Genomic DNA, 20,051 nt, shown 5'->3' on the forward strand with positions numbered 1-20,051 from the left:
CGCACGCCCTCCCGCCCCCCCCCGGGCAGGAGCACGCGGCTAGCGCGACGTACGCCGCAGTTCCAGCCGCTCCTTCTCCGACAGACCGCCCCAGACACCAAAGCGCTCGTCGTTGTCCATCGCGTACTCGAGGCAGGCGTCACGGATCGGGCACAGGCCGCAGATCCGCTTGGCCTCCCGTACCGAACTGCCGGGCTCGGGGAAGAAGAAGTCCGCCCCGGTCTGCGCGCACAACGCCTCCTGCTGCCAGGCGAGTTCGGGCGAGATCATGGTGTCGATGTGCATGGCCAGAAGCGTTCCGGACGGCGAAAAACGTTCGATCAACGCGGGATCAACACCGCATTGACGGGCCTCCGGCCACCTTGATGGTCGCCCGCCGGACGGGCCGACGCACGGCGGCGCGCGGAATCCCGGCATCACGCCCCGGCGGCGCTCCGGCGGCGCTTGTCAGTGGGCGGTGCGAGACTCGGCAGAGCAGACGACGGAACCTGTGCGAGGAGACCGACGATGCTCACCACCCGTTATGTGACCGGCGCTCCGAACTGGATCGATCTCGGCACCCCCGACATCGAGGGCGCCGCCGCCTTCTACGGCGCCCTGTTCGGCTGGCGGTTCCAGCCGGGTGGGCCCGAGGTCGGCGGATACGGCCTCTTCCAGCTCGACGGCAGGACCGCCGCCGGTGGCATGCAGACCACCCCGGAGCAGGGCCCGCCCTCCTGGACGGTGTACTTCCAGGCCCCGGACGCGGACGCCACGGCGCGGGCGGCCGGGCAGGCGCACGGCTCGGTGCGGATACAGCCGATGGACGTGCAGGACCTGGGCCGCATGGCGATCCTCGCCGACCAGGCCGGGGTGCCCTTCGGCCTGTGGCAGCCGGGCCGCAACAAGGGCCTGGACGTCGTCCGGGAGCCCGGCTCGCTGTGCTGGCTGGAGCTGTACACGGCGGACGTCCCGGCCGCTGCCGCCTTCTACCACTCGGTGCTCGGCCTGGAGACCTTCGGCGTCGACTTCCCCGGCGGTACCTACACCACCCTCGTCCCGGCCGGGGAGAGCGAGGACGCCATGTTCGGCGGCGTCGTCCCGCTGGCCGACGCCCCGGCCGAGGAGGAGGCGCACTGGCTGCCGTACTTCGAGGTCACCGACCCGGACACCACCGTCGCCCGGGCCCGGGAACTGGGCGGCGCGGTCCGGATGCCCGCCACGGACCTGCCGGACGTGGGCCGCATCGCCAAGCTCACGGATCCCTACGGGGCGCGTTTCGCGGTGATCCGCAGCGAGCCGCAGCCGGGCTGAGGCACATCCGCCGGACCAGAGGGCTACGCGGACGCCCGCCGGACCAGCGTGGTCGGCAGCACGACGCTGGAAGGTGCGCCGCCGACGCCCTCCTGAGGAGCACCGCGGTCGAGCCCCCGCAGCAGCAGGCGCGCCATCAGGCGGCCCATCTCCTCGATGTCCTGACGCACCGTCGTGAGGGGCGGATCGGTCTGTTCCGCGACGGGCAGCATGTCGTCGAAGCCGATCACGGCGACGTCGTCGGGGACCCGCCGTCCGGCCTCGCGCAGGACGCGCAGCGCCCCCGCGGCGGTGAGGTCGTTGGCGGCGAAGACAGCGTCCAGGTCCGGGCAGCGGCCGAGGAGCTCGCGCATCGCCCGCTCGCCCCCGGCGGGGGTGAAGTCGGCCTCGGCGATCAGCCGCGGGTCGGCGTCCACCATGACGTCCCGGTAGCCGTCCAGCCGGTCCACGGCGGACGTCTGGTCGAGGGCGCCGGTGATGTGCGCGATACGGGTGCGGCCGAGGCCGGCCAGGTGGCGGACGGCGTCACGGGCGCCGCCGCGGTTGTCGCTGTCGACGTACAGCACGCCGCGCCGGTCTCCGCTCCAGCCGGGCCGCCCGCCGAAGACGGTGGGGACGCCGGCCCGCTGGATCAGCTGCGGCAGCGGGTCGTCGAGGTGCAGGGAGAAGACGAGGGCCCCGTCGACATGCCCGCCGGCGAGGTACCGGCCGACCCGGGTGTGGTCGTCCCGGCCCTCCGTGAGCAGCAGGACGAGCTGGTTGTCGTGGGCCGTGAGTTCCTTGCTGATGCCGCGCAGCTGGAGCGCGAAGAACGGGTCGGCGAACACGCGGGTCTCCGGTTCGGCGACGACGACCGCGATCGCGTCGTGCCGCCGGGTCACCAGGCTGCGGGCCGCCTGGTTGGGCACGTACCCGAGCTCCTCCACCGCCTTGCGGACCCGCTCGACGAGGATGTCCCTGACTCCGTCACCGCCGTTGACCACGCGGGAGACGGTGGCCCGCGAGACACCGGCCCGGGCGGCCACGGCCTCCAGCGTGGGACGCGGCGCTGTGTCGGTCACTTCGGGGCTCCTCACCTGCGGTTGCGGATCAGGATAGCCCCGGCCGCACCGGGTGGTGAGAGCGCTCTCGTGGCCGCGCGACCGTCAGTGCTCGTGCTCCCGCCGATCGTGCCCGGAGTGATCACCCCCGTGCTCGTGCGGGTCGTAGCCGGGAATCGTGCCGTCCGGCTTCTTCACCAGGAACAGACCCACCATCCCCATGTCGGAGTGGCTCTGCACATGGCAGTGGTACATCCAGGCACCGGCGCCGACCCCCTCCCCCGCGATCACCTGGAAGCCGAACGAGTCGGCCGGGCCCGTGATCTTGTTGTCGATGACCTGGCTGGGGTCGTCGGGGCCGGTCAGCATGCCGGTGCGGTTGTCCGCCCAGCGGTGACCGTGCATGTGGAACGTGTGGTAGAACTCGCCGTGCGTGATCACGATGAACTCGACGCGATCACCCACCGTGGCCTCGAAGTCGGGCCCGGAGTGCGGCGGCCTGTTGTTGATGAGCATGTCGTTGAAGACGACCGTGTGCGTGCGGTCCGGCAGGACGTCACCCTTGCGGCGGACGATGACCGGGCCGAACAGGCCCTTCTGGAGCCCCTGCGTGCCGTGGTCCGTGCCGACGACGTGGTCGTGGTAGTGCCAGTAACCCGCGCTGCCCGCCCGCCAGGTGCCGTCCTTGCGGCGGCCGGGGGCATGGGTGCGCCAGGTGTAGGTGCGGGTGCCGCCCGGCTCGACATGGCTCCGGTTCAGCTTCGTGCCGTCGCTGGTGATCTCGTAGTCCAGGCCGTGAACGTGCAGGCTCACCGGCACGTCCATGGTGTTCTCGAACTCGATGTGCAGCGTGTCGCCCTCGTTGAGCTCGATGAGCGGGCCGGGGACGGTCGCCTTGCCCTTCTCCAGGCCGTAGCCCATCTGCCCGTCGGCGAGCTTCTCGGCGTACAGCTTGATGCGCTTCACCTCGCCCCCGGCCGGTGCCGTCCTGGCCGGCCGGTCCGCGCCGATGGCCTCGGGCGCCACGGACAACGATGTCGCGACGGCCGCGCCGCCCAGCAGGACCCGCCGGTTGAAGCTGCGTCTGTCCATGCGGAACTCCCCACCCTGGTAAGGCTTTTACGACAGACGTACCTGTGATGAACCTGTGAGACGGTACCGGCCGCGCTCCTGTTTATCCACACTCAAGACAAAGTTGGGGCCATCCCGGTCATAGGTATTGGCGAGCCGTGCAAAGGGGTTTAGCTTCCTTGGCGGTGTTGCTGTGACCGAGGAGGTGCCCATGCACTTACGAGGGTTGAGCAAGGGAAGACGTGTCCGGGCGGCCTCCGTGGCCGCCGGAGTCCTGACCGCCGGACTGCTGTCCGGGCCCGCGCACGCGGGCCCGCATCCGGAACCCCCGCTGACAACGATGTCGATCAAGTCGCCGCCGGGTGGCGCGAATGTACGGGTGCTGATCTTCCACGGTTCCGCGGCGGCCGGGGAGGAGTCGCCGGTCGTGAACGCCGGGATCGAGGCCATCGAGGAGATCGGGCTGTCGGGGCCGGCGAACCGGCGTTTCAAGGTCGAAGCCAGCGATGATCCCTCGGTGTTCACCAACGACAAGAGACTCGGCCGCTTCAACGCGATCGTGTTCCTCACCGGCGGGGGCGACGTCCTCGACGCGGAACAGGAGGCGGGCCTTGAGGCCTACATGGAGGCCGGCGGCGGGTTCGTCGGCATCCATGACGCGGCGCGCGCGGAGCCGTACTCGGACTGGTTCACCGGTCTGGTGGGGGCGCGGCCGGCCGCGTCGAACCCGGCGGCCGTCCAGCGGGCGACGGTGGAGGTCGGCGACCGCCGGCATCCGGCCACCCAGGAGCTTCCGGTGCAGTGGAAGCGCCCGGACAAGTGGCTGAACTGGGTGAAGAACCCGTCGGGTGAGGTCCACACGGTGGCCCGGGTCCGGGAGTCGAGCTACCAGCCGGGAGCGGGTGCCAACGGCTGGGATCACCCGGTCAGTTGGTGCCGGGACTACGACGGCGGCCGCTCCTTCTACACCGGCATGGGCGGCACGGTGTCGTCGTACGACGAGACCGACTTCCGGGCCCATCTGCGCGGCGCGCTGATGTGGACGACGCGCCTGGAGCAGGCCGACTGCAAGGCGACCATCAACGCCAACTACACGGCGGAGCGGCTGACCAAGCCCAACCAGCCGGGGCAGAACGACCAGATCGGCGAGCCGCACGGCCTGGTCACCGCGCCCGACGGCCGGGTGTTCTACATCGGCCGGGGCGGTGCCGACTCCTCGCAGCCCGTGGTCACCGACTGGAACAACCCCGACATCGGCAAGGGCAAGGGCGAGATCCACGTCTACGACCCGAAGACCAAGCAGGTCACGCTCGCGGGTGCGCTCACCGTCTTCGGCAACAAGGGCGGCGGCGACGAGCTGGTCAAGGTCGAGGAAGGGCTGCTCGGGATCGAGCTGGACCCGGAGTTCGAGCAGAACGGCTGGGTGTACCTGCACTACACGCCCCACTCGCAGATCAACCGGGACACGCGGATGGCCGAGCGGCGGGTCTCCCGCTTCACGCTCGACCGGGCGACCAACAAGCTGGACCTGGGCAGCGAGAAGGTACTGCTGAAGTGGCCGGTGCAGATCCACAGTTGCTGCCACTCGGGCGGCGGGATGGCCTGGGACTCCAAGGGCAACCTGTACATCGCCACCGGTGACAACAACTCCAGTGGCTTCAGCGGCGGTTACTCGGGCAACAACCCGCAGCCGAACTACAAGGGCGTCTCCTTCGCGGACGCGCGCCGCACGGCCGGCAACACCAACAACCTCAACGGCAAGATCCTGCGCATCCACCCGGAGCCGGACGGGACGTACACCCTCCCCGAGGGCAACCTCTTCACCGGGAGGGAGACCGACGAGGGCGGCGGCAAGACGCGCGGCGAGATCTATGTGATGGGGGTCAGGAACCCCGCCCGCATCTTCGTCGACAAGTCGACCGACGTGCTCTACGCGGGCTGGGTCGGCCCGGACGCGAGCGCGCCCTCGACGACCTGGGGCCCGGCCAAGTACGACACGTTCGCCGCCATCACGAGGGCGAGCAACCGGGGCTGGCCGTACTGCATGGGCAACAAGCAGCCCTACCGGGACCGCAATCTGCCGGATCCGTCCCAGCCGCTCGGCTGGTACGACTGCGACCACCCGAAGAACGAGTCGCCGAACAACGACGGTCTGGTCAACCTGCCGCCCGTCACCGGCAACAACATCTGGTACTCGCCGCAGGGCGGCGCGCCGGACTACCCGCGGGACGCGAACGGTGTCCCGTCGTACAAGCCGGAGCAGGCGACGTACCGGCTGCCCTGGCTGAAGGGCGGCGGGCAGGCCGCGATGAACGGTCCGGTCTACCGGTACGACACGGTCGCGGCGGACAGTGCCGTCAAGTGGCCGGCGTACTGGGACGGCAAGTGGTTCGTCGGCGACTTCTACGACGCCGACCAGCCGCGCAACGCGGTGCTCATGGACCCGAAGACGCAAGGGGACGGCGGTCTGCCGGTGCACTCGGAGTCGCTGAAGAAGATCGTGCCGGTCGGCAATGACGGCATCAAGAACCTCATGGACTGGAAGTTCGGTCCGGACGGCGCGCTGTACGTGCTCGACTACGGGCGCGGCTTCTTCACCTCGGACTCCAAGTCGGCCCTGTGGCGGGTCACCTACAAGGGCGGCGGGCCCACCCCGGCCGCCGGTCAGCTGGCGAGGGGGAGCGAGTGATCCGGCAACGAAGAATCTGGGCCGCCCTGCTGGCCGCCCTGCTCGTGATGCTCGGCGTGCAGGCGACGCCCGCGGCCGGGCAAACGAAGGCACCGGCCGCCGAACAGGTCCTCACCTGGACGGCCGGCAACGACATCGACAAGTACCTCTCGGCGCCGAAGACGGCGGTCGCCGGCAGCGCGACGATCGTGTTCGAGAACAGCGTGGCCACCGGCAACACCACGGGCATGCCGCACACGCTGACGTTCGTGACCAGCGACCCCGAGTTCAACAACGACGTGCAGCTGAACATCCTGGCCAACCCGAACGACGCCCAGGGCGGCAAGCACACCGCCCAGGTCACGCTCACGCCCGGCCGGTACTTCTACCACTGCACGATCCCGGGCCACGGCCAGATGCAGGGCATCCTCACGGTGACCGAGGGCACCGGCGAGGACACCACCGCGCCCGAGGCGTCGGCCCATGTGAGCGGGACGCAGAACACGCAGGGCCAGTACGTCGGTTCGGCGAGCGTGGCGATCCACGCCACCGACGTGGGCGGCTCCGGGCTCGACCGGATCGAGTACGCGATCGGTGACACGGGTGCCTGGCAGCCGTACACCGCGCCGGTCGTGATCGACCAGGTCGGCGACCACAAGGTCCGCTACCGTGCCTTCGACAAGGCGGGCAACGTCTCCGCCGAGAAGAGCACCGCCTTCACGGTCGTGGCGCCGCAGTCGGACGACACGACCGCGCCGGAGACCTCGGCGACGGTGAGCGGTGAGCGCAACCCGGACGGGGCGTACATCGACATGGCGACGGTCACCGTCTCCGCGTCCGACACGGGCTCCGGGGTCAACACGATCGAGTACGCCGTCGGCACCGGTGCCTGGCAGCCGTACACCGCGCCCGTGATGGTGCACCAGGTGGGCGCCCACACCGTCCGCTACCGTGCCACGGACAAGGCGGGCAACGTGGCGGCCGAGAAGAGCGTGCGGTTCACGGTCGTCGCGGCGCCGCCGCAGGACACCACCGCGCCGGTGACGGGCGTGACCGTGGAGGGCACGAAGAACTCCGACGGCGCGTACGTCAACAGCGCCCGGGTGACCGTCACGGCGACCGACGAGCACGGCTCGGGGGTCGAGAGGATCGAGTACTCGCTGGACGGCGGTCCGTACCTGGCGTACACGGCTCCGGTGGTGGTCGACCGGGCGGGCGCGCACACCGTGGCGTACCGGGCGACCGACAAGGCCGGCAACACGTCGGCGGCGCGTACGGTGACCTTCACGGTGGTCTCCGGGCAGGTCCCGGCGCCGGACTGCCCGGAGTACGACGAGCGGTTGACGGTGATCGTCGGCACGGTCGACTCCGGCGTGCGCAACCGGGTCACCGACAACCGGTGCCGGATCGGCGAGCTGATCGAGGACGAGAAGGAGTGGACGTCCCACGCGCTGTTCCTCAAGCACGTGACGTCCGTCCTCGACGCGCTGCTGAAGGAGGGCGTGATCGACCAGCGCGAGTACAACGCCATCCGCAAGGCCGCCCGCCAGTCCGGCATCGGCAAGCCGGGGCAGACCGAGGGCTATCGGGCGATCTTCGACGGCAGTGCCGAGTCGTTCGCCGAGTGGCAGCAGGTGGGGGGCGGTTCGTTCGCGCTGAACCCCGACAGGACGATCACCTCCAGCACCACGACGCCCGGCATGGGCATGCTGTGGTTCCCGCAGCGCAAGTACGGCGACTTCTCGTTGCGGCTCCAGTGGCGTGACGACGCTCCCGGCACCGGCAACGCCAACTCGGGCGTCTTCGTGCGCTTCCCCTGGGTCCACGACCACCCGGAGGAGTCACGGCCCGAGTGGGTCGCCATCAAGTACGGGCACGAGGTGCAGGTGCTCGACCGGCCCGACGGCGACATGTACAAGACGGGCTCGATCTACGGATTCGACCGGGTGGGCCTCGCCGGCGCCGGTGTGACGCAGAAGGGCACCTGGAACGACTACGAGATCCGCGTGGTCGGCCAGCACTACTCGGTGTACCGCAACGGGGTGCTGGTCAACGAGTTCGACAACACCGGCGGCCAGGAGTTCACCCCGCCCCGCTCGGACGACCCGGGCACGGACGGGCGGCGGTTCGCCTCCGGCTACATCGGGCTCCAGGTGCACGGCACGACGGACGTGGTCTCGTACCGGGACATCCGGATCAAGGAACTGTAGAGATCACGAAGCCGCAGGAGGCTTCTCCTTGCGGGCCCTGCTCGGCTGTACCCGCCTCGGTTCCCCGGGCATCTTCGGATACTCGGGCGGGTACGGCAGGTCTCCCAGCCCGTGGTCGTGTTCGTCGCGGCGGGCGAGGTCGAGCAGGGCCTCAAGGGAGTAGCGGTGGTCGTCCATGTCCGCGTGCACGTCGCCGAGTTCGGCGAAGCGCGCGGGCATGGTCGCGAGGTCGAAGTCCTGGGGGTGCGCGACCCCCACCTCGTCCCAGCGCAGGGGCGCGGAGACGGGGGCGTGCGGGCGGGGGCGTACGGAGTAGGCGGAGGCGATCGTGCGGTCGCGTGCCGTCTGGTTGTAGTCCAGGAAGATGCGCTTGCCCCGCTCCTCCTTCCACCACTTGATGGTCACCTGCTCCGGCATCCGCCGCTCCATCTCCCGGCCGACGGCGATGGCGGCGCGCCGGACCTGCGTGAAGGTCCAGCGCGGTTCGATGGGCACGAAGACGTGCAGGCCCCGGCCGCCGGAGGTCTTGGGGAAGCCGCGCAGTCCGCCGAACTCGTCGAGGACGGCGCGCAGTTCGTGGGCGGCGCGGACGGCGTCCTCGTAGTCGGTGCCGGGCTGCGGGTCGAGGTCGATGCGGAGTTCGTCCGGGCGGTCGACGTCGTCGCGGCGGACCGGCCAGGGGTGGAAGGTGAGCGTGCCGAACTGGGCGGCCCACACCACGGCACCGACCTCGGTGGGGCACATCTCGTCGGCGCTGCGGCCGCTGGGGAAGGTGATGTGCGCGGTCGGGATCCAGTCGGGCATGTTCTTCGGCGCCCGCTTCTGGAAGAAGTTCTCGCCGTTCACGCCCTCGGGGTAGCGCTCCAGGGTGGTGGGGCGGTCGCGCAGGGCGCGCAGGATGCCGGGGCCGACGGCCAGGTAGTAGCGGGCGAGGTCCAGCTTGGTGAAGCCGCGCTCGGGGAAGAACACCTTGTCCGGGCTGGACAGCCGTACGGTCCGGCCACCCGCCTCCAGCTCCACCGCGTCACCCATGCGAGCCACGGTAGGCGTACCCCGCACACCTCGCACATCGGGCGCACTCCGTCATATGGGCGCAGAATCGGACCATGGATCTGCCGGTGATGCCCCCTGTGCTGCCGATGCTCGCCAAGTCCGTGGCGGCGATCCCGGCGGGCATGCAGTACGAGGCGAAGTGGGACGGGTTCCGGGCGATCGTCTTTCGCGACGGGGACGAGGTCGAGCTCGGCAGCCGTACCGGCAAGCCTTTGACCAGGTATTTCCCCGAGCTGGTGACGGCCGTGCGGGAGCGGTTGCCCGAGCGCTCGGTGGTGGACGGGGAGATCGTGATCGCCCGGGAGGGGCGGCTGGACTTCGACGCGCTGACGGAGCGGATCCACCCCGCGGACTCGCGGGTGCGGATGCTGGCCGAGCGGACACCGGCCTCGTTCGTCGCCTTCGATCTGCTGGCGCTGGGGGACGAGTCGCTGATGGACGTCCCGCTGACCGAGCGGCGGGAACTGCTGGACAGGGAACTCTCGGGGGTGACCGCGCCGGTGCACCTGGCTCCGGCGACCACCGACATCGAGGTGGCGCGGAACTGGTTCGAGCAGTACGAGGGGGCGGGTCTGGACGGGGTCATCGCCAAGCCGCTGACCGTGCGCTACCGGCCGGACGAGCGCGCCATGTTCAAGATCAAGCACGAGCGGACGGCGGACGTGGTCGTCGCCGGGTACCGCCTGCACAAGAGCGGCCCCGTGGTGGGCTCGCTGCTGCTCGGCCTGTACGACGACCGGGGCACCCTCCAGCACGTGGGCGTGTCCGCCGCGTTCCCGATGAAGCGGCGCGCCGAGCTGGTGGAGGAGCTGGAGCCGCTGCGCATGGACGATGTCCGGGGGCATCCCTGGGCGGCCTGGTCCGAGGAGGCGGCGCACGAGACGGCACGGCTGCCCGGCGCGCCCAGCCGCTGGTCGGCCAAGAAGGACCTGTCGTGGGTGCCGCTGCGGCCGGAGCGGGTGGCCGAGGTGGCCTACGACCACATGGAGAACGGGCAGCGCTTCCGGCACACCGCCCGTTTCCGCCGCTGGCGCCCGGACCGGACGCCGGAGAGCTGCACCTACGCGCAGCTTCAGGAGCCGGTCCGCTACGACCTGGCGGAGATCCTCGGCGTCTAGGGTCGGTCAGGGCTGCATGAGGACCTTGACCGCGCCGTCCTGCTTGCGCTGGAACATCTCGTACGCGTGCGGGGCCTCCGACAGCGGCACCCGGTGGGTCGCGAAGTCCTCGACGCCGAGCGGGTCCTCGTCGGTCAGGTACGGGATGATGTCGTCACTCCAGCGGCGGACGTTGGCCTGGCCCATGCGCATCTGGATCTGCTTGTCGAACAGGGTGAGCATCGGCATCGGGTCGGCCATGCCGCCGTACACGCCGGACAGCGAGATGGTGCCGCCGCGGCGCACCAGATCGATGGCGGTGTAGAGGGCGGCGAGGCGGTCGATGCTGAAGCGTTCGGCGAACGGGCCGCTCAGCTTGCGGGGCATGATCGCCGTGGCCTGCTGGGCGAGCTTGGCCGCCGCGCTGCCGTGGGCCTCGGTGCCGACCGCGTCGATCACGGCGTCGGGCCCGCGGCCGTCGGTCTCGTCGCGGATCGCGGCCACGAGTTCCTTCTCATGATCGAATGACCTGAGGTCGTACGTCTCGACGCCCCGCTCGCGGGCCCGGCGCAGCCGCTCCGGGACCAGGTCAACACCGAACACCCGGCCCGCGCCCTTGACCTGGGCGACGCGGCAGGCCATGTCGCCGATGGGTCCGAGGCCGAGCACGGCGATGCTGCCGCCCTGCGGGACGTCGGCGTAGGCGACCGCCTGCCAGGCGGTGGGCAGGACGTCGGAGAGGTAGACGAAACGGTCGTCGGGCGGGCCCTCCGGCACCTTGATCGGGCCGTACTGCGCCTGCGGGACACGCAGGTACTCGGCCTGGGCGCCCGGCACCGCGCCGTACAGGCGGGTGTAGCCGAACAGGGCGGCGCCCATGCCCTCGCCGTGCACCTGGGTGGTCTCGCACTGGGTGGGCAGGCCGGTGAGGCACATCCAGCAGTTGCCGCAGGCGATCTGGAAGGGCACCACGACCCGGTCCCCGGCCTGGAGGTCCGGGACACCGGCGCCGACCTCCTCGACGATGCCGATGGGCTCGTGGCCGAGGATGTCCCCGGGGGTCATGAACGGCGTCAGCACCTCGTACAGGTGCAGGTCGGACCCGCACAGCCCGGTGGAGGTGACGCGGATGACCGCGTCCGTCGGTTCCTGGATCTCCGGATCGGGCACCGTCTCCACCCGGACGTCCCGCTTGCCCTGCCAGGTCACAGCCCTCATCGCCTCGCGCTCCCTCCGTCAGCGTGCGCGTCCGTCGGCCGGTCGGCGAGGCCCGGGTACCCGAGCCTCCCGCACCGAACCTTGGGCCGATCGACGGACGAAGCGGAGATCCTCCGTCAAAATCAGTCTGGTATGGCCATCGATGGACATATAAGTGCACAATCAAGACACATCGATGACATGGGGCCGGTGGCGACCGTGGGCAGGGAACGAGGGGCGCGCGGACGGCGCGCCACGACGACAGCGGCGCTGCTCGCCGCCACGGTGACGGCCGCCCTGGCGGCGGGCTGCACCAGCGGGGGCGGCCCCGTCGACGACGGACGGGGAACCTCCCGACAGCCGGAGCCGGGCACGTCGGCAGCGGCGACCGGCTCCTCCGTGCTCGCCGTCAAGCTCGACAACGCCCCCGCGGCCCGGCCGCACACCGGCGTCGACGCCGCGGACGTGGTGTACGCGGAGCAGGTCGAGGGCGGGCTGAGCCGCCTGATGGCGGTGTACGCGACGCGGTTGCCCGAGGCGGTCGGCCCGGTGCGCAGCGCACGCGAGTCGGATCTGGAGCTGTTGCGCCAGTTCGACCGGCCCACGCTCGCCTTCTCCGGCGCGCAGAAGAAGCTCCTGCCGCTGATCGACCGGGCACCACTGCGGGCAAAGACGCCGGGCAACGCCCCCGACGCCTTCTTCCGCGGCGGCGGCAAGCCCGCCCCGCACAACCTCTACCTGCGACCCGAGCGGATCGTGCCCGAGGACCCCGGCCAGGCCGCCCTGACCACCGGTTTCCACTACGGCTCGGCCCCGGCCGGCGGCACGGCGACGACCTCGCAGACGGTGCGCTACCCGGCGGCCCGTTTCACCTTCACCTGGTCGGATTCCCAGGACCGCTGGCTGGTCGGCATGGACGGCGCGCCCGCCACCACGGCCGACGGGAAGCGGATGGCCGCCGCGACGGTCGTCGTGCAGTACGTGAAGGTGCGCGAGTCCGCCTTCCGCGACTTCCTCGGCAACAACACGCCCTACACCGAGACGGTGGGCTCCGGAAAGGCCGAGGTGTTGCGCGACGGGCGGGCCTACGACGTGAACTGGAAGCGCGAGGGCGCCACGGACGGCACGGCGTTCACCACCGGTGACGGCACACCGGTGAACTTCGCGAAGGGCCAGGTGTGGGTGGTGTACGCCAAGGCGTCCTGACCTGCGTGCGGCGCCCGTCAGCGGGGCGCCGCCAGGGACTCCCCCGGGTTGCGCAGCCCCTCGGCCGCGTCCGCGACACGCCGGATGAGGTCGAAGAACAGCGTCCGCTCGTCGGAGGTCAGCGGGGCGAGGAACACCTGGTTCATCCGGGCGGTGCGCAGGGTCAGCTTGCGGTGGGTCCGCACGCCCTCGTCCGTGAGGCGCAGCAGGAAACGGCGGCCGTCCTCCGGGTCGCGGACCTTGTCGAGAAGTCCGCGCCGGCTGAGCCGGCTGATCACCTCGGCGATGGTCGACCGGTCCAGGCCCACCCGCTCCCCCACCGTGCGCTGGTCCAGCCCGGGCTCGTCGACGAGCGTGTTGAGGACCGCGTACTGGGGCGAGGTGATCTCCTCGGAGACCATCGTGTTCCACAGCAGGTAGTGCGCCTGCTGAAGCCGCCGGGCCAGGTGCCCGGGGTGGGTGGTGAGGTCCGCCGCCGCCATGTGCACCCCTCGCTCGTAATCGTAGGTGCACTGAACAATACCCGGCCGCTCCCGGACTGTCTGCCGTCCTCACCAAGGACCGGAGGTGGATACACCGAGGTCTTGACGCCCTGCCGTCCCGATGGCAGCGTGAGAGGAGCTTCGCGGAAATACTCAGTGCCCTGACTAAATCGGGTCGGGTCGCTCGGAAGAGATGGGGCTTCTCGGATGGACAAGGTGGTCGCCACAGCCCTGGAGGCGGTGGCCGACGTCCCGGACGGCGCGTCACTCGCGGTGGGCGGTTTCGGGCTGAGCGGTGTGCCGAACGTGCTGATCGGGGCGCTGTACGAGCGCGGGGTGGCCGGGTTGTCGGTGGTCTCCAACAACTGCGGGGCGATGGAGTCGGGCCTGGCGGTGCTGCTGGCCGCCGGCCGGATCGCCCGGGTGACGGGCTCCTACATCGGCGCCAACAAGGAGTTCGCCCGGCAGTACCTGGCCGGTGAGCTGGAGGTCGAGCTGATCCCGCAGGGCACGCTGGCCGAGCGGCTGCGGGCGGGCGGCGCCGGGATCCCCGCCTTCTACACCCCGGCCGGGGTGGGCACGCAGGTCGCCGAGGGAGGGCTGCCGTGGCGCTACGACGGCTCCGGGGGTGTCGCGGTGGCCTCGCCGGCCAAGGAGGTCCGGGAGTTCGACGGGACGGAGTACGTGCTGGAGCGGGGCATCCGCACCGACTTCGCCCTGGTCCGGGCCGCGAAGGGCGACCGGCACGGCAACCTGGTCTTCAACAAGTCCGCCCGGAACTTCAACCCGCTGGCCGCGATGGCCGGACGGGTCACGGTCGCCGAGGTGGAGGAGCTGGTGGAGCCCGGGGAGATCGACCCGGACGCGGTGCATCTGCCGGGGATCTTCGTGCAGCGGGTGCTCGCGCTCACCCCTGAGCAGGCGGCGGACAAGAAGATCGAGCAGCGGACGGTGAGTTCCTGATGGCCTGGAGTCGCGAGGAGATGGCCGCGCGGGCGGCCCGGGAGCTGAGGGACGGCCAGTACGTCAACCTCGGCATCGGCCTGCCGACCCTCATCCCCAACTACCTCCCCGAGGGGGTCGAGGTCGTCCTCGAATCCGAGAACGGCATCCTGGGCACGGGTCCGTACCCCACCGAGGACGCCGTCGACCCGGACCTGATCAACGCCGGGAAGGAGACGGTCACGGTCCTGCCGGGCGCGTCCTTCTTCGACTCGGCGCTGTCGTTCTCGATGATCCGGGGCGGGCACATCGACGTGGCGGTGCTCGGTGCCATGCAGGTGTCCGAGCGGGGCGACCTGGCCAACTGGGCGATCCCGGGCAAGCTGATCACCGGGATCGGCGGGGCCATGGACCTGGTGCACGGGGCCCGTACGGTCGTCGTCGTCATGACCCACACCGCCAAGGACGGCTCGCCGAAGATCCTCACCGAGTGCGCCCTGCCGCTGACCGGCAAGGGGTGCGTGAACCGGATCATCACCGACCTCGGCGTCCTGGACGTCACCGACGACGGACTCGTCCTGGTCGAGACCGCGCCGGGCGTGACCGCCGCCGAGATCGCCGCCAAGACCGACGCCGAACTGACCGTGCCGGAGGGCGTGAAGTGAAGGACGTCTACATCGTCGACGCGGTCCGCACGCCGATCGGCCGCTACAACGGCGCACTGGCCGGCGTGCGTCCGGACGACCTGGCCGCGCACGCCATCCGCCAACTCCTCGCCCGCACTCCCCGGTTGGACCCGGGACGGATCGAGGACGTGTACTTCGGCAACGCCAACGGCGCCGGTGAGGAGAACCGCAACGTCGGCCGGATGGCCGCCCTGCTCGCGGGCCTGCCCACCTCCGTGCCGGGCGTGACCGTCAACCGGCTGTGCGCGTCCGGCCTGGAGGCCGTGATCCAGGCGGCCCGCGCCATCGCGCTCGGCGACGCCTCGATCGCGCTGGCCGGCGGGGTCGAGTCGATGACCCGGGCGCCGTACGTCCTGCCGAAGAGCGACAAGCCCTTCCCGGCCGGGCACACCGAGCTGTACTCCACCACCCTCGGCTGGCGCATGGTCAACCCGCGCATGGAGCCGCAGTGGACCATCCCGCTGGGCGAGTCGGCCGAACTCATCGCCGACAAGCACAAGATCGGCCGCGATCAGCAGGACGAGTTCGCGCTGGCCTCCCATGAGAAGGCCGCACAGGCTCAGCGGGCCGGCTCATTCGATGGCGAGCTGGCGCCCGTGGCGATCCCTCAGCGCAAGGGCGACCCGGTGGTCTTCGCCGCCGACGAGTGTGTCCGTCCGGACGCGTCCCTGGCGGCGATGGCCAGGCTGAAGCCGTCGTTCCGCAAGGAGGGCGGCACGGTGACGGCGGGCAACGCGTCGCCACTCAACGACGGGGCGGCGGCGCTGCTGCTGGTCGACGAGGAGGGGTTGAGGGCGACTGGGCGTGAGCCGCTGGCCCGGGTGTCCGCCACCGGCGTCTCCGCGATCGACCCGCACTACTTCGGGCTGGCGCCCGTGGAGGCGGTGAACCGGGCTCTGTCCAAGGCGGGCAGGGGATTCGACGAGCTGTCCGTGCTGGAGCTGAACGAGGCCTTCGCGGCGCAGGTGCTGGGGTGTGTGGCCGAGTGGCCGGAGTTCGATCCCGCGATCCTCAACCCGCAGGGTGGTGCGATCGCGCTCGGGCATCCGCTGGGTGCGTCCGGGGCTCGGCTCGCCGGCACGGTTGCGCATCAGCTGGCCCGGCGTGGCGGCGGTGTGGGTGTGGCCACGCTGTGCATCGGAGTGGGCCAAGGACTCGCCCTCGTCCTGGAACGCTAGGCATCCCGCGCGGCTGCGGGCCGTCCGTAGCTGGTCGCGCAGTTCCCCGCGCCCCTTCGGGGCGCGATCCTCGCCCCCCTCGACGAGAACCGTACGAACCTCTGGGACCCCCATGACTCTCACTCAGCACGACATCGACCAGGAGATCGCGGCCGAGCGTGCCGCGTACGAGAAGCGGCTCGCGGACGGCGGGCCCGTGGAGCACAAGCCGCGCCGCGGCTACGCCCCGTACCGCTCCTCCGTGCTCCGCCACCCGAAACAGCCGCCGGTCACGATCGACGTCAGCAAGGACCCGGAGCTGGTGGAGCTGGCCTCCCCGGCCTTCGGGGAGCGGGACGTCACCGAGATCGACAACGACCTCACCCGGCAGCACAACGGTGAGCCGATCGGCGAGCGCATCACCGTCTCCGGGCGGCTGCTCGACCGCGACGGGCGCCCCGTGCGGGGCCAGCTCGTGGAGATCTGGCAGGCGAACTCGGCGGGCCGCTACGCCCATCAGCGCGAGCAGCACGACGCCCCGCTGGACCCGAACTTCACCGGCGTGGGCCGCACCCTCACCGACGACGAGGGCCGCTACCACTTCACCACCATCCAGCCGGGCCCGTACCCGTGGCGCCAGCACCTCAACGCCTGGCGGCCGGCGCACATCCACTTCTCGCTCTTCGGCACGGCGTTCACCCAGCGACTCGTGACGCAGATGTACTTCCCGAGCGATCCGCTGTTCCCGTACGACCCGATCATCCAGTCGGTGACGGACGACGCTGCCCGGCAGCGGCTGGTCGCCACGTACGACCACAGCCTGTCGGTGCCGGAGTTCTCGATGGGCTACCACTGGGACATCGTGCTGGACGGCCCGAACGCCACCTGGATCGAAGAAGGGCGCTGACCTGCCATGACGAAGATCGACACCAGCAGGCCGGAGAGCGTGCTGCCCACCCCGTCGCACACCGTCGGCCCGTTCTACGGCCACGCCCTGCCGTTCCGCGGCGGCGAGGACGTCGCGCCCCTCGGGCATCCGGACACGGTCACCCTGCACGGGTACGTCACCGACGGCGCGGGCGATCCGCTGCCGGACGCCCTGATCGAGCTGTGGGGCGCGGATCCGGACGGCAACGTGCCGACGGCGGACGGTTCGATGCGCCGCGACCCGGCGTCGGGCGGCTTCCTGGGGCGCAACGGCGTGGAGTTCACGGGCTGGGGACGGATCCAGACAGATGCGAACGGCCACTGGTACGCGCGCACGCTGCGACCCGGCGCGCGCGGGCGGAGCGCGCCGTACATCAGCGTGTGCGTCTTCGCGCGCGGGCTTCTCGTGCACCTGTACACCCGCATCTACCTGCCGGGCGACGATGCGGTGCTCGCCGCCGATCCGCTGCTGTCCCGGCTGGAGGACGGGCGCCGCGAGACGCTGATCGCCGTGGCGGAGGCGGCCGGCACGTACCGTTTCGACATCCGCCTTCAGGGCGAAGGCGAGACGGTCTTCCTGGAGTTCCAGTGACAACTGCCCATGGCGACACCGGCCTGCTCGCCCCGGGGTGGGCAGGCTCCGCGGCCGCGTCCGCCACGAGCGACCACGCGTATCTGCGGGCCCTGCTCGACGCGGAGGCCGCGCTGACCCGGGCCCAGGCGGCGCTGGGGCTGGCCCCCGCGGAGGCGGCGACGGCGGTGACCGAGGCGGCCGGCGCCGGCGCCTTGGACGTACGGTTGCTCGCCGAGCGGGCGCGCGCGGGCGGCAACCCCGTCATTCCCCTGGTCGCGGAGCTGACGAAGGCCGTCGGCGAGGAGTACGGCTCCTATGTCCACCGCGGCGCGACCAGCCAGGACATCATGGACACCGCGACGATGCTGGTCGCCGTGCGCACCCTGGACCTGATCCTGGCCGATCTCGGCCGCACCGAGCAGGCGCTCGCCCGGCTGGCCGCCGAGCACCGCGACACCGCGATGCCGGGGCGGACGCTCACCCAGCACGCCGTACCGACGACGTTCGGGCTGAAGGTGGCCGGCTGGCGGGCGCTCGTCCTGGACGCCCGGGACCGCATCGCCCGGGTACGCGGGGGCCTCCCCGTCCAACTGGGCGGCGCGGCGGGCACCCTGGCGGCCTTCGGGGCGTACGGGGCGGGCGATCCGGCCGCACTGCCGGTGGCCTACGCCCGTGAACTCGGCCTGCGTGCACCCGATCTGCCCTGGCACACCCTGCGGACGCCCGTCGCCGATCTCGCCGGGTGCCTCGCCTTCGCGGCGGGCGCGCTCGGCAAGCTCGCCGTGGACGTGCTGACCCTCTCGCGCACCGAGATCGCCGAGGTCGCGGAGGGCAGCGGCGGGGGTTCGTCGGCCATGCCGCACAAGTCCAATCCCGTACGGTCCACCCTCATCGCGTCCGCCGCGCGGCGGGCACCGCAGCTCGCGGCCACGCTGTACGGGTCGCTGGCGGCGGAGGACGAGCGGCCGGCCGGGGCCTGGCACGCGGAGTGGGAGCCGCTGCGGGACCTGCTGCGGCTGGCCGGCGGGGCCGCCCGGGACGCCGTCGAGCTGGCGGAAGGACTGCGGGTGAGGCCCGAGGCCATGCGCGCACACCTGGACCTCACCGACGGGTTGATCGTCTCCGAGCGGCTGTCGGCCGAGCTGGCCCCGCTGCTGGGCCGCGCCCGCGCCAAGGAACTCCTCACCCGGCTGGCCTCCGAGGGGCGTCCGCTGGCCCAGGCGCCGGAGCTGGCGGACGCCGACCTCGATCCCACCCACTACACCGGCTCCGCCGGAGCCCTCACCGACCGTGCCCTGGAGCGACGTTGACACTCCTCGACCACCGTGCCGAAGGGTCCCCTTCCGCACCCCCGCTGCTGCTCGGCCCCTCACTCGGCACGTCGAACGCCCTGTGGGACAAGGTGGCGCCCGAGCTGTCGATCACCCATCGGGTCGTCCGCTGGGACCTGCCGGGGCACGGCGGCTCGGCGGCCGGTCTCATCGGGGCGGGCGCGACGGTCGGTGACCTCGCCGACCTGGTGCTGGCGCTCGCCGACTCGCTCGGCATCGAACGGTTCGCGTACGCGGGGGTGTCGCTGGGCGGGGCCGTGGGACTGCACCTCGCGGTACACCGTCCCCAGCGGCTGTCGTCCCTCGCCGTGATCTGCTCCTCCGCGCACTTCAACGGGGCGAAGCCGTGGCAGGAGCGGGCCGCGCTGGTGCGGCGGGAAGGGCTGGCCGGGCTGGCGGAGAGCGCCGACGCGCGCTGGTTCACGTCCGGTTTCACCGTGCCGGAGCTGGTGGACGACCACCGTCGCGCCGACCCGGACGCGTACGCCGCCTGCTGTGACGCGCTCGCCGCGTTCGATCTGCGGGACCGGCTGCCCGAGATCGCCGTACCCACCCTGCTGGTCGCCGGACGGGACGATCCGGCGACGCCGCCCGCGCATCTGCGGGAGATCGCGGACGCGGTGCCGGGCGCGGCGCTCGTGGAGCTCCCGGGCGCCTCGCACCTGGCGCCCGCGCAGTGCCCGGAGGCGGTGCTGTCCGCGCTGCGGGCGCACTTCGGCGGGCCCGCCGGACGCGGTATGGAGATGCGGCGCGAGGTGCTCGGCGTCGCGCACGTCGACCGGGCGCAGGCCCGGCAGACCCCCTTCACCGCGCGCTTCCAGGACTTCATCTCGCGCTACGCCTGGGGCGAGATATGGACCGACCCGACGCTGTCGCGCCGCGAGCGCAGCATGATCACCCTCACCGCGCTGGTCGCGCACGGCCACTACGACGAACTGGCCATGCACGTCCGGGCGGCCCGCCGCAACGGGCTCACGCCGGAGGAGATCGGCGCCGTGCTGCTCCAGAGCGCGGTGTACTGCGGGGTGCCGGCGGCGAACTCGGCGTTCGCGACGGCCCAGCGGGTGCTGGCCGAAGAGGACGGAGCCGCAGGGTGACCCTGCCGGTCGTAGCCTCG

Annotated in this window: 18 protein-coding genes; 12 read left to right on the forward strand and 6 right to left on the reverse strand. The window is 71.4% G+C overall.

Annotated elements, in window-relative coordinates:
• Positions 1–39: 39 nt before the first annotated feature.
• Positions 40–285 carry a WhiB family transcriptional regulator gene (locus SCNRRL3882_RS05745; RefSeq protein ID WP_010042893.1) on the reverse strand — a complete coding sequence of 82 codons (246 nt, stop codon included), beginning with the start codon at positions 283–285 and terminating at the stop codon, positions 40–42.
• Between the two features lie 222 nt (positions 286–507).
• Between SCNRRL3882_RS05745 and SCNRRL3882_RS05750 the strand changes: the two genes are divergently transcribed.
• The gene (locus SCNRRL3882_RS05750) at positions 508–1,293 is read left to right on the forward strand and encodes a VOC family protein (protein WP_010042895.1); all 786 of its coding nucleotides are present in this window, start codon (positions 508–510) and stop codon (positions 1,291–1,293) included.
• A 23-nt stretch (positions 1,294–1,316) separates the two neighbouring features.
• On the opposite strand, the gene SCNRRL3882_RS05755 is transcribed toward SCNRRL3882_RS05750, so the two are convergent.
• Both SCNRRL3882_RS05755 and SCNRRL3882_RS05760 read right to left on the reverse strand, forming a co-directional pair.
• Complete coding sequence (locus SCNRRL3882_RS05755) at positions 1,317–2,354, reverse strand: LacI family DNA-binding transcriptional regulator (RefSeq protein ID WP_010042903.1); 1,038 nt, start codon at positions 2,352–2,354, stop codon at positions 1,317–1,319.
• An 84-nt stretch (positions 2,355–2,438) separates the two neighbouring features.
• Positions 2,439–3,425 carry a multicopper oxidase domain-containing protein gene (locus SCNRRL3882_RS05760; protein WP_010042904.1) on the reverse strand — a complete coding sequence of 329 codons (987 nt, stop codon included), beginning with the start codon at positions 3,423–3,425 and terminating at the stop codon, positions 2,439–2,441.
• A gap of 190 nt (positions 3,426–3,615) precedes the next feature.
• Between SCNRRL3882_RS05760 and SCNRRL3882_RS05765 the strand changes: the two genes are divergently transcribed.
• Together SCNRRL3882_RS05765 and SCNRRL3882_RS05770 are read left to right on the forward strand one after the other, a co-directional pair.
• Positions 3,616–6,093 (forward strand): ThuA domain-containing protein, encoded by a 2,478-nt coding sequence (locus SCNRRL3882_RS05765; RefSeq protein WP_173937225.1) that lies wholly within the window; start codon positions 3,616–3,618, stop codon positions 6,091–6,093.
• A gap of 47 nt (positions 6,094–6,140) precedes the next feature.
• On the forward strand, positions 6,141–8,282 hold the full coding sequence (locus tag SCNRRL3882_RS05770; RefSeq protein WP_102514970.1) for an OmpL47-type beta-barrel domain-containing protein: 2,142 nt from the start codon (positions 6,141–6,143) through the stop codon (positions 8,280–8,282).
• Positions 8,283–8,285: 3 nt separating this feature from the next.
• Here the strand turns inward: SCNRRL3882_RS05770 and ligD are convergent, their stop codons facing one another.
• Positions 8,286–9,314 (reverse strand): non-homologous end-joining DNA ligase, encoded by a 1,029-nt coding sequence (gene ligD / locus SCNRRL3882_RS05775; RefSeq protein WP_010042909.1) that lies wholly within the window; start codon positions 9,312–9,314, stop codon positions 8,286–8,288.
• 74 nt (positions 9,315–9,388) lie between these two features.
• Here ligD and SCNRRL3882_RS05780 point away from each other — a divergent pair, with 74 nt between their 5' ends.
• Positions 9,389–10,453 (forward strand): ATP-dependent DNA ligase, encoded by a 1,065-nt coding sequence (locus tag SCNRRL3882_RS05780; RefSeq protein WP_010042910.1) that lies wholly within the window; start codon positions 9,389–9,391, stop codon positions 10,451–10,453.
• A 6-nt stretch (positions 10,454–10,459) separates the two neighbouring features.
• On the opposite strand, the gene SCNRRL3882_RS05785 is transcribed toward SCNRRL3882_RS05780, so the two are convergent.
• Positions 10,460–11,650: a zinc-dependent alcohol dehydrogenase gene (locus tag SCNRRL3882_RS05785; RefSeq protein ID WP_010042911.1), complete on the reverse strand. Its 1,191-nt coding sequence runs from the start codon at positions 11,648–11,650 to the stop codon at positions 10,460–10,462.
• Positions 11,651–11,830: 180 nt separating this feature from the next.
• Between SCNRRL3882_RS05785 and SCNRRL3882_RS05790 the strand changes: the two genes are divergently transcribed.
• Entirely contained in the window at positions 11,831–12,835 is a 1,005-nt protein-coding gene (locus SCNRRL3882_RS05790; protein WP_010042913.1) for a DUF3048 domain-containing protein, read from the forward strand.
• 17 nt (positions 12,836–12,852) lie between these two features.
• Here SCNRRL3882_RS05790 and SCNRRL3882_RS05795 read toward each other — a convergent pair whose 3' ends face one another.
• Positions 12,853–13,317, reverse strand: a complete 465-nt coding sequence (locus SCNRRL3882_RS05795) for a MarR family winged helix-turn-helix transcriptional regulator (RefSeq protein ID WP_010042914.1) — start codon at positions 13,315–13,317, stop codon at positions 12,853–12,855.
• Between the two features lie 207 nt (positions 13,318–13,524).
• On the opposite strand from SCNRRL3882_RS05795, the gene SCNRRL3882_RS05800 reads away from it, so the two are divergent.
• The 7 genes from SCNRRL3882_RS05800 (at position 13,525) to pcaD (ending at position 20,031) form a co-directional block, all read left to right on the forward strand.
• Positions 13,525–14,280, forward strand: coding sequence for a CoA transferase subunit A (locus SCNRRL3882_RS05800; protein WP_010042915.1), 756 nt, complete (start codon positions 13,525–13,527; stop codon positions 14,278–14,280).
• Complete coding sequence (locus SCNRRL3882_RS05805; RefSeq protein ID WP_010042916.1) at positions 14,280–14,924, forward strand: CoA transferase subunit B; 645 nt, start codon at positions 14,280–14,282, stop codon at positions 14,922–14,924. Before SCNRRL3882_RS05800 ends, SCNRRL3882_RS05805 begins: the two co-directional genes overlap by 1 nt.
• Positions 14,921–16,123, forward strand: a complete 1,203-nt coding sequence (locus tag SCNRRL3882_RS05810) for a thiolase family protein (protein ID WP_010042918.1) — start codon at positions 14,921–14,923, stop codon at positions 16,121–16,123. Before SCNRRL3882_RS05805 ends, SCNRRL3882_RS05810 begins: the two co-directional genes overlap by 4 nt.
• A gap of 112 nt (positions 16,124–16,235) precedes the next feature.
• Complete coding sequence (gene pcaH, locus SCNRRL3882_RS05815) at positions 16,236–17,009, forward strand: protocatechuate 3,4-dioxygenase subunit beta (protein ID WP_010042920.1); 774 nt, start codon at positions 16,236–16,238, stop codon at positions 17,007–17,009.
• Positions 17,010–17,015: 6 nt separating this feature from the next.
• The gene (pcaG, locus tag SCNRRL3882_RS05820; RefSeq protein WP_010042922.1) at positions 17,016–17,621 is read left to right on the forward strand and encodes a protocatechuate 3,4-dioxygenase subunit alpha; all 606 of its coding nucleotides are present in this window, start codon (positions 17,016–17,018) and stop codon (positions 17,619–17,621) included.
• Positions 17,618–18,913, forward strand: coding sequence for a 3-carboxy-cis,cis-muconate cycloisomerase (gene pcaB, locus SCNRRL3882_RS05825; protein ID WP_010042924.1), 1,296 nt, complete (start codon positions 17,618–17,620; stop codon positions 18,911–18,913). The genes pcaG and pcaB overlap by 4 nt, the downstream gene beginning before the upstream one ends.
• Positions 18,910–20,031 carry a 3-oxoadipate enol-lactonase gene (gene pcaD / locus SCNRRL3882_RS05830; RefSeq protein WP_010042927.1) on the forward strand — a complete coding sequence of 374 codons (1,122 nt, stop codon included), beginning with the start codon at positions 18,910–18,912 and terminating at the stop codon, positions 20,029–20,031. Before pcaB ends, pcaD begins: the two co-directional genes overlap by 4 nt.
• Positions 20,032–20,051 lie beyond the last annotated feature (20 nt).

It is taken from the genome of Streptomyces chartreusis NRRL 3882, from assembly GCF_900236475.1.
GTDB classification, from domain to species: Bacteria; Actinomycetota; Actinomycetes; order Streptomycetales; family Streptomycetaceae; genus Streptomyces; species Streptomyces chartreusis_D.

Bases quoted from the DNA above. Each gene is read 5' to 3' on its own strand.
- SCNRRL3882_RS05745 (WP_010042893.1), bottom strand. From the start codon at position 285: ATGCACATCGACACCATGATCTCGCCCGAACTCGCCTGGCAGCAGGAG.
- SCNRRL3882_RS05750 (WP_010042895.1), top strand. From the start codon at position 508: ATGCTCACCACCCGTTATGTGACCGGCGCTCCGAACTGGATCGATCTC.
- SCNRRL3882_RS05760 (WP_010042904.1), bottom strand. From the start codon at position 3,425: ATGGACAGACGCAGCTTCAACCGGCGGGTCCTGCTGGGCGGCGCGGCC.
- SCNRRL3882_RS05765 (WP_173937225.1), top strand. From the start codon at position 3,616: ATGCACTTACGAGGGTTGAGCAAGGGAAGACGTGTCCGGGCGGCCTCC.
- SCNRRL3882_RS05770 (WP_102514970.1), top strand. From the start codon at position 6,141: ATGCTCGGCGTGCAGGCGACGCCCGCGGCCGGGCAAACGAAGGCACCG.
- ligD (WP_010042909.1), bottom strand. From the start codon at position 9,314: ATGGGTGACGCGGTGGAGCTGGAGGCGGGTGGCCGGACCGTACGGCTG.
- SCNRRL3882_RS05780 (WP_010042910.1), top strand. From the start codon at position 9,389: ATGGATCTGCCGGTGATGCCCCCTGTGCTGCCGATGCTCGCCAAGTCC.
- SCNRRL3882_RS05785 (WP_010042911.1), bottom strand. From the start codon at position 11,650: ATGAGGGCTGTGACCTGGCAGGGCAAGCGGGACGTCCGGGTGGAGACG.
- SCNRRL3882_RS05790 (WP_010042913.1), top strand. From the start codon at position 11,831: ATGGGGCCGGTGGCGACCGTGGGCAGGGAACGAGGGGCGCGCGGACGG.
- SCNRRL3882_RS05795 (WP_010042914.1), bottom strand. From the start codon at position 13,317: ATGGCGGCGGCGGACCTCACCACCCACCCCGGGCACCTGGCCCGGCGG.
- SCNRRL3882_RS05800 (WP_010042915.1), top strand. From the start codon at position 13,525: ATGGACAAGGTGGTCGCCACAGCCCTGGAGGCGGTGGCCGACGTCCCG.
- SCNRRL3882_RS05805 (WP_010042916.1), top strand. From the start codon at position 14,280: ATGGCCTGGAGTCGCGAGGAGATGGCCGCGCGGGCGGCCCGGGAGCTG.
- pcaH (WP_010042920.1), top strand. From the start codon at position 16,236: ATGACTCTCACTCAGCACGACATCGACCAGGAGATCGCGGCCGAGCGT.
- pcaG (WP_010042922.1), top strand. From the start codon at position 17,016: ATGACGAAGATCGACACCAGCAGGCCGGAGAGCGTGCTGCCCACCCCG.